This is a genomic window from Achromobacter sp. 1014246743 (genome assembly GCF_059760725.1).
This window is the reverse complement of the sequence record NZ_JCBANA010000010.1, coordinates 69,190-84,526: the sequence shown is the minus strand read 5'-3', so window position 1 is coordinate 84,526 and position 15,337 is coordinate 69,190. Positions and strand designations below refer to the sequence as shown.

Genomic DNA, 15,337 nt, shown 5'->3' with positions numbered 1-15,337 from the left:
TGATCAGCGGTTGTTCTGGTTGATACGGTCCTGCTTTTCAAGGCGGTTGTCCACGTACGCCTGGGCGCGCAGTTGATCAAGCCAATCTTCAAAAGCGGGTTGGGCGCGGCGCTCGAACAGGATCTGGCGAGCCTTCATGCGCGCCAGGTCGTCGGTGGCGTCATGCTGACGGCGCTCTTCGACCTGGATCAGGTGCCAGCCGAACGGCGTCTGGATCGGTTGGCTGATGTCACCCGGCTTGAGCGCGTTCATCGCGGCCTCGAACGGCGGCACGGTCTCGCCCGGATTCAGCCAGCCGAGATCGCCGCCCTGCGGCGCCGTCGCGTCCTGCGAGTACTGGCGTGCCATGTCTTCGAACTTGGCATCGCCGGCCACCAGGCGCTGACGCACCTGTTCGAGCCGCTGGCGAGCCAGCTCGTCGCTCATGACGGTGGAGGTCTTGATCAGGATGTGACGCGCGTGCGTCTGCATCACTTCCACCGGGCCTTGCGGCGCTTGCGCCTGGGGCTGCGGACGCGGTTGCGGGGCCGGCGTGGGCACCGGCGCACGTGCCGTACGGCTGGGTGCGGGCTGCGCGGTGCCGCGGTCCATGACCTTCAGGATATGAAAGCCGTTGCCGCTTTGCAGCAGCGTGCTGACCTGGCCTTTTTGCAGGTTGGCGATGGCCTTGGCGAACAGGTCGGGCCAGCCGTCCAGCGGACGCACGCCCATGACCCCGCCCTGAAGGGCTTCGGGGCCATCGGAACTGGCGGCGGCCAGGCTGGCGAAGTCGTCGCCGCGCTTGGCGCGCGCCAGCAGTTCTTCAGCCTTCTTGCGCAAGGCGGCCACCTGGTCCGGTGACGAGCCTTCCGGCACGCGCACCAGGATCTGCGCCACGGCGTACAGCATGGGGCCCGCGGGGGCCGCAGCCTGCTCGGGCGCCGCTTGCGGCTGGGCCGGTTGCTGCGCCTGCTGGGCCGGCTGCGCGGCGGCGGCGAATGCCGGATTGCGGCGCTGGTCTTTCAGGAAGGCGTCCACTTCGGCATCGGAGATGACGATGTTGGAATCCACCGCGCGCTGGCGCAGACGATCCGAACGGATCTCGTCACGCAGGGACTTGCGGTAGCTGTCCCAGGTAGTGCCGGACTTCTCGATTTCCTGGCGCAGTTGCGCCGCGCTGATCTTGTTGCGCTCGGCAATGGTTTTGATGGCCTGGTCGACCTGGGCGTCGTCCACCCGGATCCCCATGCGGTCGGCTTCGTGGCGCTGCACCCGCTCCATGATGAGGCGTTGCAGCACCTGGTGCTGCAGCGTCTTGTCGTCAGGCACCTGGATGCCACGCGCCTTGAGTTCGCCGGCAATGCGCAGCGAGGCATCGCGCAGTTCGCGCAGGGTGATCACGTCCTTGTCGACCACGGCGGCAATGCCGTCGACGAACTGCTCGCCAGCAGGCTGCGACGCGGCTTTCTGCGCGGTGGGCGCGTTCTTGCCGCCCTTGCCGGTCGGCTCCGCCGCATGCGCGGCGGAGAAGGCGGCGCAAACGGCCAGCAACAGCGCGTTGCCGGAGAAGCGACGCAAAGAGTGCAACCTACGCATCATTCATACCTTTCAAATGTGGTCCCGGTAGGAACAGGCGGGGTGATGTTCGAATAACCGGGGATACTTCTATTCAGCAGGTTCATCGGATCGGTTCCCAGGGAACCCAGTCCGGTCAACTCAAGCTGGAAAAACAGCGCCGTATTGGCGTCGGTGGCCGACACGGCATAGCGTTGGAACACCATCCGACCCACCCAGCAGCAATTGCCCTTGTATTCGAGGCCGGCAATGGCCTGCGTGATACGCGGGGAATCGGTCGTGCCGCTCACGGTGCTGGAAGGCCCGTTGCGCAGCGAGTAGTCAACCCGGCCCACGCCATACCAGCGCTTGGTGAACGGCCACTGCACCGCCAGGCTGACCTGGTTCTGGCCCTGGGGCTGGTAGGCCACGCCCGTCTGTGGGTCACGCTGGTAACGGTACGCCAATGCGATCGTCGTCAGGCGCTGCGGCGACCAGCGGCCGCTCAGCAAGGTGCGCGACCAACGGTTGTCGTAGGGGTTGTACTGCGCCGCCACTTCCGTGCTGAAGGTGTCGGTCAGGGCGGCGCTGGCACCTACCAGGAAGTCGGACCGCACGTTTTCGCGCGGCGTCTCGCCCGGCAGGGTCACTTGCTGATCCGCGAAGTACAAGCGCTGCGCCACGGCCAGCGAGGCGCGCTCGAAACCGGTCGAGGCGTCGAGCCAGCGGGTCGTCAGCGCGGCGGTCAACTGGTTGGCATTGGAGATGCGGTCCCAGCCACCGGTATAGATGTTCTCGTCGAAAGCCTGCGAAAAGCTGAAGTCGGACAGCGACGTGTCGTAGACCGGGATCTTGGATTGGTCGCGATACGGCACGCGCAGGTAGTACAGACGCGGCTCGAGCGTCTGCGTCGACGCCTTGCCGAACAGCGTGGTGTCACGCTCGAAAATCAGGCCGGTGTCCAGCGACATGATCGGCACCGTGCGCGATTGCGAACGCGGATAGCCGACCGATGTGCCAGCATTGGCCGTGCCGGAGTTCAGGCCGAGCCAGTCACCGTTGTACCAGCTGGTCTGGTATTGGGTGTAGTTGACGCCGACCTTAGGCACCACAAACCAACCCGGGCGGACGATCGGGTAAGACACAGTCGGATAAGTTTGCAGTCGATCGCCATTAGGGCCATTGCGCCTGCCAAGCAACAGAGGTTGGCTGAAACGAACTGCCGTGGAGGTCCATTCAGCATCAAAGCCGCCCCAATCGTAGCGCGCACCACGCAGATACAACTCAGGCTCTTTGTCGTAAGGAGGGGCTAGCAGCGCATTCGGATCCTGCAAGGTCTGGTATTTGAATACCTGAGCATATGCACTCCAGTAATTCGACATCCAGCCCAAACGCGCTCGTTGCGGCAAGAAGGTTGTTGACGCCTGGTTCAAGCCCAGTTGAGAAATATCGCGAAAATAGTCATCGTCCGAGACCTTAGCGATATCCCAATCAGCATAAAAGCCATTGGACAGCACCTGCTGGTGCCGCCACCAATACATCCAGCGGTCATTGCCCGAGACATTGTCATTGGGCAGGTAAGTGCCGACGACAGTGCCGTTGTAACTCCAGCCCATATAGCGGAACTCACCCCCCATCTGCAAACCACGCTTGGAGAAGTAACGCGGCTGAATCGTGGCGTCGTAGTTCGGCGCAATATTCAGATAGTAAGGCAACGAAAAGTCGAAGCCACCCTTGCTGGTGGTGCCATACGTGGGCATCAAGAAGCCCGACTTGCGTTCTTTCTTGACCGGGAAGGTCATGTAGGGCGACGCCAGGATCGGCACATCCTTGAAATACAGCACGCCGTTACGGGCCACGCCTTCGTTTTCGTCGAAGTCGATGTCGACCGTATTGGCCTTGATGTACCAGGACGGCGTCTCGCAAGCGCAGCCGCTGTAGGTCACCGTGTGCAGCCGCATCTGCGACTTGCTGAAGATGTCGGCCTTGTCCGCCACGGCGAAGCCGCCGGTGGCGCCGAGCCAGAAGTTCGGCTTTTCGACTTCGCCGGAATACTTGTCGACGTTGAACTTGGCGTTCGGACCGGTCACCAGGGTGCCGTCGCGCATCATGCGCGCATTGCCCTGGACGTCGACGTCGCCCGTGTCCTTGCGGTAATTGATACGGTCGCCCTTGATCACGCCGTCGATGCGGCGCACTTGCGCCGCGCCGGTCAGGGTCAGGTCGGAATCCGGATCACCTTCGATCGTGTCCGCCTCCATGTAGGCGGGGATGTTCCCGTCCGGCAGGCGGTGCATCCGCAGCCCGGGGGAGGTGCGCAGCTCGGGAGCCGCGGTGATCGACGTCGACGAGGGAGCCGAACCCTGGCTGCCCTGGGCCTGAGCGGCCCCGGCGACGCTGATAGCAGATAGGATCAACCACCGAACCTTGCGCACGAGTGAAAACAGCCCTTTTTTACGATGGGGGAACCAGGCACTGGCGCCCAAGAAGGGCCAATGCTAACGGAAACGAGCCGGTATTATAGAGAAGCCGCGCCAGACGCCCAGCCTTATGTGCGCGGAACCCAAATTTCAGCAATATTGCCCTTCTGACACGGATCTTCCTTGAAAAACGATCACGACTCCCGCCTGGCGCAGATCCGCGCCTGGCTGGCAGGCCTGCCCGCCGAGCTGGGCCTGGCGCTGGACTCGCTGCGCCCCGCCTCTGCCGACGCCAGCTTCCGCCGCTATTTCCGCCTGGACGCCGCCGGCCGCACCCTGATTGTCATGGACGCCCCGCCCCAGCACGAAGACTGCCGCCCGTTCCTGCACGTGGGGCAACTGCTGCGCGATGCCGGCCTGAACGTGCCCGCCGTGCTGGCGCAAGACCTGGACCAGGGCCTGCTGCTGCTGTCCGACCTGGGCGAGCAGACCTATTACCAACGCATCCAGGACGGCCTGGACGACGCCCGCCTGCAGTCGCTGTACCGCGACGCCCTGGCCGCGCTGGTGCGGCTGCAACAGTCAGCCACCACCGGTCTGGCCCCCTACGACACCGCCCGGCTGGCTGACGAACTCAAGCTGTTCCCCGAGTGGTACGTGCAGAAGCACCATGGCGTCACGATCGACGACAAGACCGCCCTGGCCCTGGAAAAGATCTTCGCCCTGCTGTCCGCCAGCAACGGCAACCAGCCCACCGTGCTGGTGCACCGCGACTTCCATTCGCCCAACCTGATGGTCTGCGACCAGCCGCAATACGGCCCCAACCCGGGCGTCATCGATTTCCAGGACGCGCTGGCCGGCCCCATCACCTATGACCTGGCCTCGCTGGTCACCGACGCCCGCACCACCTGGGAAGAGCCGCAGCAACTGGACTGGGCCATCCGCTACTGGGAAATGGCGCGTGCCGCCGGCCTGCCCGTGGACGCCGACTTCGCCGAATTCCACCGCGCCTACGAATGGATGGGCCTGCAGCGCAACCTGCGCATCCTGGGCGTGTTCGCGCGCCTGAACCACCGCGACGGCAAGGCCCATTACCTGGCCCACATGCCCCGCGTGAACGGCTACGTGCGCCAGGTGGCCCAGCGCTATGGGGTCTTCACCCCCCTCCTGCGCCTCTTGGACAAGCTGGACGACCGCCAGGTCAGCGTCGGGTACACCTTCTGATGCGGGCCATGATCCTGGCCGCGGGCCGCGGCGAGCGCATGCGCCCGCTGACCGACCGCCTGCCCAAGCCCATGCTGCCGGTCGGCGGCAAGCCGCTGATCGTCTGGCACCTGGAACGCCTGGCCGCAGCCGGCATCCGCGACGTGGTGATCAACCATGCCTGGCTGGGGCACGAGATCGAACGCGCGCTTGGCGACGGCGCGGCCTACGGGGTGCGCATCCGCTATTCGCCGGAAGGCACCGCCCTGGAAACGGCCGGCGGCATCGCCCAGGCCTTGCCGCTGCTGGGTCCGGCCCCGTTTCTGGTGATCAGCGGCGATATCTGGTGTGACTGGGACGTGGCCACCGCCCCCGCCCTGGCCGCCCGCCTGCCGGCGGACAGCGCCTGGCTGCTCATGGTCGACAACCCGGCGCACCACCCCACGGGCGATTTCGTGCTGGAACCCGATGGCCGGGTGCATGACCACGGCGAACCCCGTTTGACCTATTCCGGCTTCGGCGTCTACCATCCCAGCCTGTTCGCGGGCATTGCCCCCGGCACCACCGCCAAACTGGCCCCCCTGCTCCGGCATGCCATGGAACAGGACAAGGTCCGCGGCGCACGTCATACAGGCCGATGGACAGACGTCGGCACCCCCCAACGGTTGGCCGACCTTGACGCGCAGCTCGCTGCCCGCCCGGTTTGAATTCCGACCAATGTCCACATATTTCACAATATCAAGGTGCGCAACGAGGCTTGTCCGCGCGCCCAACGCCCCGGGTTAACCGGGTATTCTCTGACGCTTTGGCTCGCGCGCGCAGCGCGCAGCCGGGCAACACACAGGAAGTTTTCTAGGAATGGGGATGTTCGGAAGATCGCAACGGGCCGTATTCAAGCCCTCCGTATACCAACCCGGCCAACGCACGCGCCGCATGCCGCGCTGGCTGGTCCTGCTGCTGGTGGGCATCGCCCTGGGCGCGGGCGGCGTGCTCTTCCTGCAGACCAACTACGGCCCGCAACGCCTGACCGTCGAGCAATCCGAGCAGCTGCACAGCGAACTCAGCGCCTCCAAGCTTGAGAACCAGCGTCTGCAAAGCCAGCTCGAAGAAGCCACGCAACAGCGCGACGCCAACAAGTCCGGTCACGAAAAGCTCACCGCCGACCTGGCCGAGGCGCGCGCCAAGCTGGAAACCCAGAACAAGGAATTGGTCCTGTTCCAGGACGCCATGCCGCCCGATCCCCGCGGCGGCAACCTGGGCATCCGCTCGGCCACCTTCAAGCGCCAACCCGGCCAGCTCGACTACCAGGTGCTGGTGATGCGCGAAGAACGCACCGGCGCGCCCTTCAAGGGCACGCTCACCTTCTCCATCGACGGCAGCTACCCCAACGGCCGCGCCGCCACCATCACGCCGGAAGGCCCGTCACTCAATGTCGACCGCTACGACTACGCCCTGGGCCAACTGAAGCTGCCCGACGGCTTCACCCCCAAGGTCGTGGTGCTGCGCGTCATGGACGGCGCCCAGAAGCAGCAAGCCATGCGCATCTACTACGTGCGCAACTGAGGCCCCAGGCTTCAAGCAAAACCCGCCTGTCGGCGGGTTTTCTTTTTGGCGCCGCGCATTTTCCGAATGCCGCGGCTACGACGCCGCTTTCGGCGCGGTCGCGCCCATCTGTGCAGCGACTTCATCCATGAACTGCGCCATGCGCACGTCCAGTTCCGTCACGCCGCCCGCGTCGTGCGTGGTCAACATCACGTCCACCCGGTTGTAGACGTTGGTCCATTCAGGATGATGGTTCAGCTTTTCAGCAAACATGGCCACCCGAGACATGAAGCCGAAGGCCGCGTTGAAATTGGCGAAGCGAAACCGCTTCTCGATGGCATCGCGCATGGCCACGGCCTGCCAGCCGGACAGTGCGGCAACCGCGATGTCGGTGCCGATACGCGCAGGGGGAAACATGCTCATGGTGAACTCCAGAATAATAGGCGGGGCCAGGTGCCAGGACCGGCTGCCCGCACAGGGCTCGCCCCAGGCTCCCTGGCCCCGCCAAGCGGCCTTACTGCTTGACCGCGTACAGGTAGATCTCGACCCGGCGGTTCAGCGCGCGGCCGTCTGCGGTGGCATTGTCGCCGATCGGATCGTTGGGGCCACGGCCTTCGATCGACAAGCGTGTCGCTGCCACGCCCTGGCGCGAGAGGTAGTCCGTCACGCTGCGCGCGCGATTCACCGACAGCGTCTGGTTGTGCGCCAGTGCGCCCGTGCTGTCCGTATGGCCCACCACCTTGGCCCGCAGTTCGGGATGCTGGTTGAGCGAACGCGCCACGCTGTCCAGCACCGGCAGCAGCGCCGGCTTGAGGTCGGTCTTGTCCGTATCGAACGACACGTTGCTGGGGATGTTGACCTTCAGGCTGCCATCCGGCATCTCGACCACATCGATGCCCAGCGAGGACGCGCCCGAACGCTGGACGTCATCCTTGACCACCTTCCAGTTGTAGCCGACCAGGCCACCGGCCACCGCGCCGATGCCGGCGCCGACCGCAGCGCCCGTCCCGTGGCCGATCAGGGCGCCGATGCCTGCGCCGATAGCGGCCCCCGCGCCCGTGCCCACCGCGGTATTGGTCTGCTGCTGGGTGGCGCAACCCGCCATCAACGCCCCTGATGCGGCAACTACAGCGATACGCTTGAGTATTGTTCTTGAGTACATGACAACCTCCACGATCCTGTCGGTGCGCCGGCGGATGCCGGCAGCAAGAATCATGTTACGTCCAGTCATGCCGCGCGTGTCAGCGGACAGCGCGCAACATTTTGTACCGCGACTGAGGCAATGGCAGCCGTCGCCAGCCTGTTTTCCTGGCCGGGTTCAACGCACCGGCGCGTCTGTCTGAAAGCGGGCCAGCCAGGGCACGGCGGCTTCCAATCGCGGCGACTGCACCTCCGGCGCCGGGGCGCCTTCCGGCAACGCCAGGCCGACCCGGTTATGCCAGTAGGTGCGCAGCCCCACCTTGCTGGTGCCGAACAGGTCGTAGCCCGACCCCGCGACGAACGCCGCCTGGGAGGCAGGCGTGTCCAGCCGAGCCAATGCCAACGCATACGGCCGCGGGTCTGGCTTGTAGAAACCCGCCTCTTCCGAGGTCACCACCACATCCCAATCCACCCCCAGCAACGCCGCCGCCCGTTGGCCCAGGCGCTGCGAGCAGTTGGTCACCACGCCCAGCCGGCAATGCGGCCGCAACGCCTGCAGCAGTTCACGCGCGCCGTCCCAGGCTGGCAGGCCATCCCAGCCGGCTTCCAGCGCCGCCGGCGCATCGGCCGGCAGGCCAACGGCCCGGGCCGCCATCTCGACCAGGTGTTCGTACGGCTGGTAGGCGCCGCAACCATAGGTCAGGCGCAGGTACTCGGCCCGCCAGGCCCGGCCCCGGGCCTCGGAACCTGCCGCGGCATTCCAGACCGACCAGGAGTCCAGCAAAGCAGTCAGCAGATCGAACAACACCGCGCGGGGATAGGCGGCGGGCGAGGCAACAACGGACATGACGGCACTCCAGGAAATCGATGCCGTCACTATAGAGAGGCCTGTGCGCGACGTGGTTTAGCTGGGGTGCAACCATCCTTAAGGCTTGGGTTAATGCGCCGCTTGCCTGTCCGTGGCACTCAATAATTGCATTTGCAATTACATCGGAAGGCGATAGAATTGCCTCACCAATGATTGCAACTGCAATTGAAATCGTAAAAATCTGAGATGCCAGTTGCGTAGGACGTCTGACAGCGGACGTGTCAGACCACGGCATCTCTCACACTGGTCGTTTGGATCACCTCGCATGCGTCTCCTGAACATCGTGTCTTCCCCCCGCGGCGAACAATCCGCGTCCATTGCCATCGCCAACGCGTTCATCGACGCCTGCGGCCAGGCCTGCCCGTCGCTTGAAGTCGATACGCTGAACGTCTGGGAAGAGGACTTGCCCGACTTTGACAGTCGGACGATCGGCGCCAAATACAAGCGTGTGTCCCACGCGCCTATGGATGATGTCGAATCCTCGGCCTGGGCGCGCATCGAAGCACTCGCCAGGCGTTTCCAGGAAGCCGACCGGATCGTCGTGGGCGTGCCGATGTGGAATTTCGGTTACCCCTACAAGCTCAAACACCTGATCGACCTCGTCAGCCAGCGCAACATGCTGTTCACCTTCAACGGCCAGGCCTATGGCCCCATGCTGCAGATCGAGCGCGCGCTGGTGATCCATGTGCGCGGACAAAGCCACGATCAGGGCGCAGGCGCGAGCAGCCCCGGGTTCACGCACCAGGCTGACTACATCGACTTCTGGTTGAAGTTCATCGGCGTGCAAGAGGTCCGCAGCCTGACGGTGGAACACACCTGGGATGCCCTGGCGCCGGACACCATCGAACAGGCCAAGGCCCGGGCGATTACGATGGCGGGAGATTTCTAAGGAATCAGAATGAGCCCCGTGGTTCAGTCCTGTGGTTCAGCCCTGCGGTTCAGCCCCGTGATTCGATGGGGGCCGCCCGGCACCCAAGCGACCAAAAATGAAAAAAGCCGCTGACGATTGCATCGTCAACGGCTTTTTGAATTCTGGTGGGCTGTGAGTGGCTCGAACACTCGACCTACGGATTAAGAGTCCGCTGCTCTACCAACTGAGCTAACAGCCCTGCACATTCATTCACTTCAATTTGCCCGGGCTTGGCTTGCGCTGTTGCCGTCGCGTCTTGATGTGTGTGAACTGCGAAGAAGCAAGATTATAGGGAGCTTTTTTTATTTGTGCAAGTCGGTCGCTGATCAACCACAAATATCGCGGTCGACGAAGGCGTTGCGACCTCGCCGCAACGCCCATGCCTTGCCCATCATGCCGCGTAGCCGCCATCTACCGCCAGGCTCGCCCCCGTCACGTAGCGCCCATCCGGCCCGGCCAGGAAAGCGACCATGCCGGCGATGTCGCGCACTTCGCCGTAATGCGGCAACGACAGCACCGCCACCAGGTCGGCGGCGTGGTCACCGTCGGCGGGGTTCATGTCGGTGTCGATGGGGCCGGGGTGCACCACGTTGACGGTGATGCCGCGGGCGCCCAGGTCGCGCGCCAGCCCGCGGGTCATGCCCAGCAACGCCGACTTGCTGGCCGAATACAGCGTGACGCCGGCCCGCCCCGAGCGCTCGGCCAGGCAACTGCCGATGTTGATGATGCGACCGCCGTCCGGCATCGACGCCTGCGCGGCCTGGATCGCGACGAAAGGCGCACGCACGTTGATGTTCATCGTGCGGTCGTAGTCCTCCAGCGTGACCTCGTCCAGCGGACCGGCCAGGAAGATGCCGGCGTTGTTCACCAGCACGTCCACCGGTCCCAGCTGTTCAATGGCCTGCTCCACCGCCTGGCGGACCAGGGCCGGATCGGCCGAGTCCGCCTGGATGGCGCGGGCACGACGGCCGCCGGCTTCCAGTTCGCGCACCAGCGCCGTGGCTGCTTCCTTGGACGCGGCGCTGACGTAGGTGAATGCGATATCCGCGCCATCCGCGGCCAGGCGCCGCACGATCGCCGCGCCGATGCCTCGGCTGCCGCCGGTCACGAAAGCCATCTTTCCGTTCAGATTCTGCATGGGGTCATCCTTTAATTTGTATTGATCAATACAAATATCATCCATCGGCTCGACTCGGTCGTCAACGATTTTTTTATCGATCAACACAAAATATCGCTCGCGAGTAAAATGCGCCCCATGGCAGAACGTGGGCGCCCCCGGAACTTCGACCGAGCCCAGGCCTTGCGCAAGGCCATGGAAGTGTTCTGGTCGAAGGGATATGAAGGTGCATCGCTAGCCGATCTGACGGCTGCGATGGGCATTAACTCGCCCAGCCTTTACGGCGCATTCGGCTCAAAAGAAGGACTATTTCGTGAAGCGGTGCAGCTTTATCGCGACACCGACGGCGCCGCCTCGCGCCGCGCGCTGACCGATGCCGACACTGCCCGCGACGCCGTGCAAGGCATGCTGATGGCCGCCGCCGACCGCTTCACGGCGCCGGGCGCTCCGCCCGGCTGCCTGATCGTGCTGGGTGCGCCATCGGGCGCCTGCAACGCTGCTGGGGTCGGCGCCTTCCTGGGCGACAGCCGCCGCGAGATGCAAGGCCGCATCCTGGCCCGCTTGACCGCCGGCGCGGCCGCTGGCGAACTGCCCGCAGGGGCCGACCTGAAAAGTCTGGCCGCTTTCTACACCACGATCCTTCACGGAATGTCCATCCAGGCGCGCGACGGCGCCAGCCGCAAGACCCTGCAGGCCGTGGCGCGACAGGCGATGTGCGCCTGGGATGCGCTCACAGGCGGCATGCCCCCTTCCGGCCTGCCCCCAGGCCGCGCAGCTTCCTGACGGGATCTCCCATGTTCCGCATCGACCTCCGGCGCCTCATCCTGTGGGTCAGCCTGCTGTCGATTTTCCTGGTCCTCGCGGCAGGCCTGCATGCCAGTTATCTCGTCCAGCGCGACCTGCTGCTGCACAACGCGCTGGAAAGCAATCGGGTCTATGCGGCCAAGCTGGCCGCCACCACCGAATACTTCCTGGGCGACCTGCGCCGTCACCTGGCCTTCAGCGCCGACGTGCTGGCCGACATGGAGGCCCACCCCGAGCTCGCAGTATCGGAAACGCGCCGCCAGGAAGAACAGCTGGGGCATTTCAATTCCAGCTTCGTGGTGTCGCCGGACGGCATGGTGCAAGCCGTGTCGCCCTCGTACCCGCAGTTGAAGGGCCAGCGGATGACCAGCGACGCGGCCAGGACCGCGCTGACCACCCGGCGGCCCTTCATCAGCGAACCCTTTCGCGCCAGCACCGGCCGCTGGCTGATCCTGTACACCCATCCGATCTTTTCACGCGACTATCGCTACCTGGGCTATATCGCCGGCACGCTCTATCTGCACGAAGACAATGTGCTGGACCGTCTGCTGGGCCAGCATTTCAACCGCGATGATTCACTGCTGTACGTGCTGGCGCGCGACGGCACGCTGATCTACCACCCCGACCGCAGCCGCCTGGGCCACATGTCCGCCGACAAGGCCAAGCTCGGCGCGGCGCTGCGCGGCGAAACCGGCGAGCTGCGCTTCACCGACACGGACGGGGCCGAGATACTGGCCGGCTACGCGCCGGTGCCCAGCACGGGCTGGACCATCATCGCGCAGCGGCCGGTGGCCAGCACGTTGCTGCCGCTGAACGACCTGCTGATGGCCACCGCCCGCAACACCCTGCCCCTGCTGCTGCTGTCCATCGTGCTGCTGTGGCTGCTGTCGCGCTGGATCGCCCGCCCCTTGGGGGAACTGGCCAGCATCGCCAAGCGCATGCAGGACCCCGACTCGACCGAACGCATCCGCAAGGTGCGGTCGTGGTATTTCGAGGCCTCGCAGCTCAAGCGCGCGCTGCTGATGGGGTTGGCGTCGATCCAGCACAAGATTCGCGACCTGCGCCGCGCGTCCACCACCGACACGCTCACCGGGCTGCTGAACCGCCGCGGCCTGGACGAGGCGATGGCGCTGCTGCAGGCCGCGGACACGCCGCTGTCGATCGTGGCCATGGACATCGATCACTTCAAGCACATCAACGACCGCTATGGCCACGCAGCCGGCGACCGCGCCTTGCAGGCCCTGGCCACCTTGTTGACCGAAGGCTCGCGCAGCGGCGATACCGTTGCCCGCAGCGGCGGCGAGGAATTCGTGATGCTGATGCCGGGCGCCCCGCTGGCGGCGGCCGTGGCCACCGCCGAGCGGCTGCGGCTGAAGCTGGCCCAGCTGGACGCGGCGGCCGGCCTGCCCGCGCCGATCACCCTGTCGGCCGGCGTGGCCCAGTATCCGCTGCACGGAGCAACGCTCGATGAAGTGATCCAGCAGGCCGACCGCGCGCTCTACTACGCAAAGAACCATGGCCGCAACGCGGTCTGTATTGCCGACCAGCAGGCGCCGGACGGCGCAAGGATGGCGCTGCCGCGCTGAACCGGCCTGACGGCTTGCGCGCGCAAAACGGCCGGCACGCCGGCCGCTTTGCGCGGCACGCCCTACTTGCCCTTGGCGGGCGCCGGCGCTGGCGCCTTGGGCGGCACACGCATCTGCTTGAGCAGCGTGGCGCAGGAATTGTCGTCGGTCGTGCTCGGCGCAATCAGCGCCAGGAGGCCCGCCGCCGGCGTCAGGATCACGCCCAGCGCCACCATGCCCGCGCCGCGCGCGGCCAGCGGCAACACGTGCACGCCCACGTCAGGCGAGCCGAACGTGCCGCGCACGTACAAGGGCGAGCGCAGCGAGAAGATCCGGAAGCCCTTGCTGTCAGGCGTGATGTCCAGGTCCAGCTTCTCGTTCTTGAAGTCGGTGGGGCCCGTGATGTTGATCAGGGCGTTCTCGGTATCGAACACAAAGACGCGCGGCGTCATCACGCCGTTCTTCATTTCGAGGTCGGCGGCGCCGCAATTGATCTTGACCTCGTCGTCGCCGAACAGCTTGGACACGACGTAGTTACCCACGTTCAAGCCCGCGATTTCCATCAGGCTGCGGCTGATCACGCCATCGTTGACCAGCATCTTCACGTCACCGGACGCCGTACCCAGCAGCGCAGCCACGGAATTGCCAGTGCCCGACAGGGCGAGGTCGCCGTTCATTTCGCCCAGCGTCTTCTGCATGGACTCCGTGGCGGGAAACAGCTGCTTCAGGCGCAGGCGCCTCGCATGCATGTCCACGCGACCGGTCATGGGCGCCTTGGAGCCGTCCAGACGCAGTGTCGCGGCCATGGTGCCGCCCGCCATGCCGAAGCGCAGCGGGTCCAGTGTCAATTGCCCGTCCTGCAGCACCACGTGCACCGACAGATCCGACAGGGGCAGCTTGGCGTCATGCACGATGCGGCCGGCCTCCAGCGAGACGTCGGCGTCCATGTCGCGCCAGCGATCGGTGCGAAAGGCCTGGTCCGGCAGCACCTTGCCGCCGGCACGCTTGGCTGGCGCGTCCTTGGGCTTGTCCTGGGCTGGCGCCGCCTTGCCGGAAGGCACCCCCACCAGCGGTCCCAGGTCCGCCATGCGCAGTTGCCTGGACGAGAGCTTGCCGGTGAGCTTGGGGCGCGGCGCGGCCAGCGAAAACGACACGTCGCCGTGCAGGTCGCTATTGCCCACCTGGCCATTGAAATCGCGGTAGTCGAACACCGCGCCCCCGGCGTTGCGCAGCTTGGCCACCAGATGGCCGTCGGTGGAATACGGCGGCGTGTCCGGCAAGGTCACGCCGGTCAGCGGATACAGCTGCGCCATGGACCCGCCCGATAGTTTCAGCCGCAGGTCCAGCGCCCCCAGGTTGGCCGGATCGGTCAGGGTGCCGGTCACCGACGCCTTGGTGCCGCCAATGGCCACGTCGGCCTGCACCGGGAACGGCTGCCTGGGGTCTTGCAAGGCCAGCATGCCCCCCACCTTGCCCTCGCCCTTGGTGGCAAGCCCCTTGTACTTGCCGTCCACTTTCCAGCCGAAGACATAGTCGCGCGGCGCTGGGGCCGCCCCATCTTGCGCGGCGAAGGACGCCCCGGCCACGTCGGCGAACGGCACTGGTTTTCCCAGGGGATCGACCAGCACGGCCAGGTCGGCCTGCAGCATCGCGTCGGCATAGCCCACCCGCCCCTTGTCGAAGCCGATCTCGTTGATGTCCAGCACCCAGGGCGATGGCTCGCCCGATTCGGGCAGGGTGAAAATCCAGTTGGCGCGGCCGTCGGCCAACCGTTCCAGATCAGCGGCGGGCTCGGTCAGCTGGATGCGCCGGATCACGACGCGTTGGCTCAGCAACGGCAGCGGCGACAGGCTGAATTCGCCGCGCTTCAAGGTGGCGAACTGCGGCGCCTTGGCCCATTCGGTGTTGCCGACGCTGATGTCGTTGGCGACGATGTGCGGCCATGGCACCCACGCGCGCCAGCCCCCTTCGTCGGGCTCTCGCGTCCATTGCACGCTCAGATCGCCATTGATGGCAAAGGGGCGGCCGATGGCCGCGGTGACCCGCTCGTTGATCATGGGCTTGGCGCGGTTCCAGTCAAAATTGGCGATCACCACCCCCAACACCACGACCAGGAGGGCCAGCCCCCCGGCAATCCCGACCGCTATTTTTGTTCTGCGCGTCATCGTTATCACCTTGCCTTTGTCACCGGGGCGCCGATGCCCCGGCCCTAATTAACTCAAGGGTAGCGCGCGC

Annotated in this window: 13 protein-coding genes and 1 tRNA gene; 6 read left to right on the top strand and 8 right to left on the bottom strand. The window is 65.5% G+C overall.

The window, feature by feature from the left end:
* Positions 1-3 precede the first annotated feature (3 nt).
* Together AC6LJ2_RS06640 and AC6LJ2_RS06635 are read right to left on the bottom strand one after the other, a co-directional pair.
* Positions 4-1,578: a peptidylprolyl isomerase gene (locus AC6LJ2_RS06640; protein ID WP_263913886.1), complete on the bottom strand. Its 1,575-nt coding sequence runs from the start codon at positions 1,576-1,578 to the stop codon at positions 4-6.
* The gene (locus AC6LJ2_RS06635; protein WP_498151057.1) at positions 1,575-3,968 is read right to left on the bottom strand and encodes an LPS-assembly protein LptD; all 2,394 of its coding nucleotides are present in this window, start codon (positions 3,966-3,968) and stop codon (positions 1,575-1,577) included. The genes AC6LJ2_RS06640 and AC6LJ2_RS06635 overlap by 4 nt, the downstream gene beginning before the upstream one ends.
* Positions 3,969-4,136: 168 nt before the next feature.
* Here AC6LJ2_RS06635 and AC6LJ2_RS06630 point away from each other — a divergent pair, with 168 nt between their 5' ends.
* From AC6LJ2_RS06630 to AC6LJ2_RS06620, 3 genes are all read left to right on the top strand, one after another.
* Complete coding sequence (locus AC6LJ2_RS06630) at positions 4,137-5,177, top strand: aminoglycoside phosphotransferase family protein (RefSeq protein WP_498151048.1); 1,041 nt, start codon at positions 4,137-4,139, stop codon at positions 5,175-5,177.
* The gene (murU, locus tag AC6LJ2_RS06625) at positions 5,177-5,863 is read left to right on the top strand and encodes an N-acetylmuramate alpha-1-phosphate uridylyltransferase MurU (RefSeq protein ID WP_498151047.1); all 687 of its coding nucleotides are present in this window, start codon (positions 5,177-5,179) and stop codon (positions 5,861-5,863) included. The genes AC6LJ2_RS06630 and murU overlap by 1 nt, the downstream gene beginning before the upstream one ends.
* Positions 5,864-6,020: 157 nt before the next feature.
* Entirely contained in the window at positions 6,021-6,719 is a 699-nt protein-coding gene (locus tag AC6LJ2_RS06620) for a DUF6776 family protein (protein WP_263913883.1), read from the top strand.
* A gap of 75 nt (positions 6,720-6,794) precedes the next feature.
* Here the strand turns inward: AC6LJ2_RS06620 and AC6LJ2_RS06615 are convergent, their stop codons facing one another.
* The 3 genes from AC6LJ2_RS06615 to AC6LJ2_RS06605 all read right to left on the bottom strand — a co-directional run bounded on the left by AC6LJ2_RS06615 (position 6,795) and on the right by AC6LJ2_RS06605 (position 8,685).
* Positions 6,795-7,121 (bottom strand): 4a-hydroxytetrahydrobiopterin dehydratase, encoded by a 327-nt coding sequence (locus AC6LJ2_RS06615; protein WP_498151046.1) that lies wholly within the window; start codon positions 7,119-7,121, stop codon positions 6,795-6,797.
* Between the two features lie 91 nt (positions 7,122-7,212).
* Positions 7,213-7,860, bottom strand: coding sequence for a YiaD family glycine zipper/OmpA-like lipoprotein (locus AC6LJ2_RS06610; protein ID WP_263913881.1), 648 nt, complete (start codon positions 7,858-7,860; stop codon positions 7,213-7,215).
* A gap of 156 nt (positions 7,861-8,016) precedes the next feature.
* The gene (locus AC6LJ2_RS06605) at positions 8,017-8,685 is read right to left on the bottom strand and encodes an HAD family hydrolase (RefSeq protein ID WP_263913880.1); all 669 of its coding nucleotides are present in this window, start codon (positions 8,683-8,685) and stop codon (positions 8,017-8,019) included.
* 286 nt (positions 8,686-8,971) lie between these two features.
* Here AC6LJ2_RS06605 and AC6LJ2_RS06600 point away from each other — a divergent pair, with 286 nt between their 5' ends.
* Positions 8,972-9,595, top strand: a complete 624-nt coding sequence (locus AC6LJ2_RS06600; RefSeq protein ID WP_263913879.1) for an FMN-dependent NADH-azoreductase — start codon at positions 8,972-8,974, stop codon at positions 9,593-9,595.
* Positions 9,596-9,739: 144 nt separating this feature from the next.
* Here AC6LJ2_RS06600 and AC6LJ2_RS06595 read toward each other — a convergent pair.
* Positions 9,740-9,815: transfer RNA gene (locus tag AC6LJ2_RS06595), tRNA-Lys, on the bottom strand.
* 192 nt (positions 9,816-10,007) lie between these two features.
* On the bottom strand, positions 10,008-10,754 hold the full coding sequence (locus tag AC6LJ2_RS06590; RefSeq protein WP_498151045.1) for a 3-oxoacyl-ACP reductase family protein: 747 nt from the start codon (positions 10,752-10,754) through the stop codon (positions 10,008-10,010).
* Between the two features lie 117 nt (positions 10,755-10,871).
* Here AC6LJ2_RS06590 and AC6LJ2_RS06585 point away from each other — a divergent pair, with 117 nt between their 5' ends.
* Positions 10,872-11,516, top strand: coding sequence for a TetR/AcrR family transcriptional regulator (locus AC6LJ2_RS06585; protein WP_263913976.1), 645 nt, complete (start codon positions 10,872-10,874; stop codon positions 11,514-11,516).
* Positions 11,517-11,527: 11 nt separating this feature from the next.
* Positions 11,528-13,123 (top strand): diguanylate cyclase, encoded by a 1,596-nt coding sequence (locus AC6LJ2_RS06580; RefSeq protein ID WP_445658205.1) that lies wholly within the window; start codon positions 11,528-11,530, stop codon positions 13,121-13,123.
* A 62-nt stretch (positions 13,124-13,185) separates the two neighbouring features.
* Here the strand turns inward: AC6LJ2_RS06580 and AC6LJ2_RS06575 are convergent, their stop codons facing one another.
* Positions 13,186-15,267, bottom strand: a complete 2,082-nt coding sequence (locus tag AC6LJ2_RS06575; protein WP_498151044.1) for an AsmA family protein — start codon at positions 15,265-15,267, stop codon at positions 13,186-13,188.
* Positions 15,268-15,337: the final 70 nt, after the last annotated feature.

Excerpts from the sequence above, each read along its gene's own strand:
- AC6LJ2_RS06600 (WP_263913879.1), top strand. The coding sequence starts at position 8,972 with ATGCGTCTCCTGAACATCGTGTCTTCCCCCCGCGGCGAACAATCCGCG.
- AC6LJ2_RS06580 (WP_445658205.1), top strand. The coding sequence starts at position 11,528 with ATGTTCCGCATCGACCTCCGGCGCCTCATCCTGTGGGTCAGCCTGCTG.
- AC6LJ2_RS06620 (WP_263913883.1), top strand. The coding sequence starts at position 6,021 with ATGTTCGGAAGATCGCAACGGGCCGTATTCAAGCCCTCCGTATACCAA.
- AC6LJ2_RS06585 (WP_263913976.1), top strand. The coding sequence starts at position 10,872 with ATGGCAGAACGTGGGCGCCCCCGGAACTTCGACCGAGCCCAGGCCTTG.
- murU (WP_498151047.1), top strand. The coding sequence starts at position 5,177 with ATGCGGGCCATGATCCTGGCCGCGGGCCGCGGCGAGCGCATGCGCCCG.
- AC6LJ2_RS06640 (WP_263913886.1), bottom strand. The coding sequence starts at position 1,578 with ATGATGCGTAGGTTGCACTCTTTGCGTCGCTTCTCCGGCAACGCGCTG.
- AC6LJ2_RS06590 (WP_498151045.1), bottom strand. The coding sequence starts at position 10,754 with ATGCAGAATCTGAACGGAAAGATGGCTTTCGTGACCGGCGGCAGCCGA.
- AC6LJ2_RS06615 (WP_498151046.1), bottom strand. The coding sequence starts at position 7,121 with ATGAGCATGTTTCCCCCTGCGCGTATCGGCACCGACATCGCGGTTGCC.
- AC6LJ2_RS06575 (WP_498151044.1), bottom strand. The coding sequence starts at position 15,267 with ATGACGCGCAGAACAAAAATAGCGGTCGGGATTGCCGGGGGGCTGGCC.
- AC6LJ2_RS06610 (WP_263913881.1), bottom strand. The coding sequence starts at position 7,860 with ATGTACTCAAGAACAATACTCAAGCGTATCGCTGTAGTTGCCGCATCA.
- AC6LJ2_RS06605 (WP_263913880.1), bottom strand. The coding sequence starts at position 8,685 with ATGTCCGTTGTTGCCTCGCCCGCCGCCTATCCCCGCGCGGTGTTGTTC.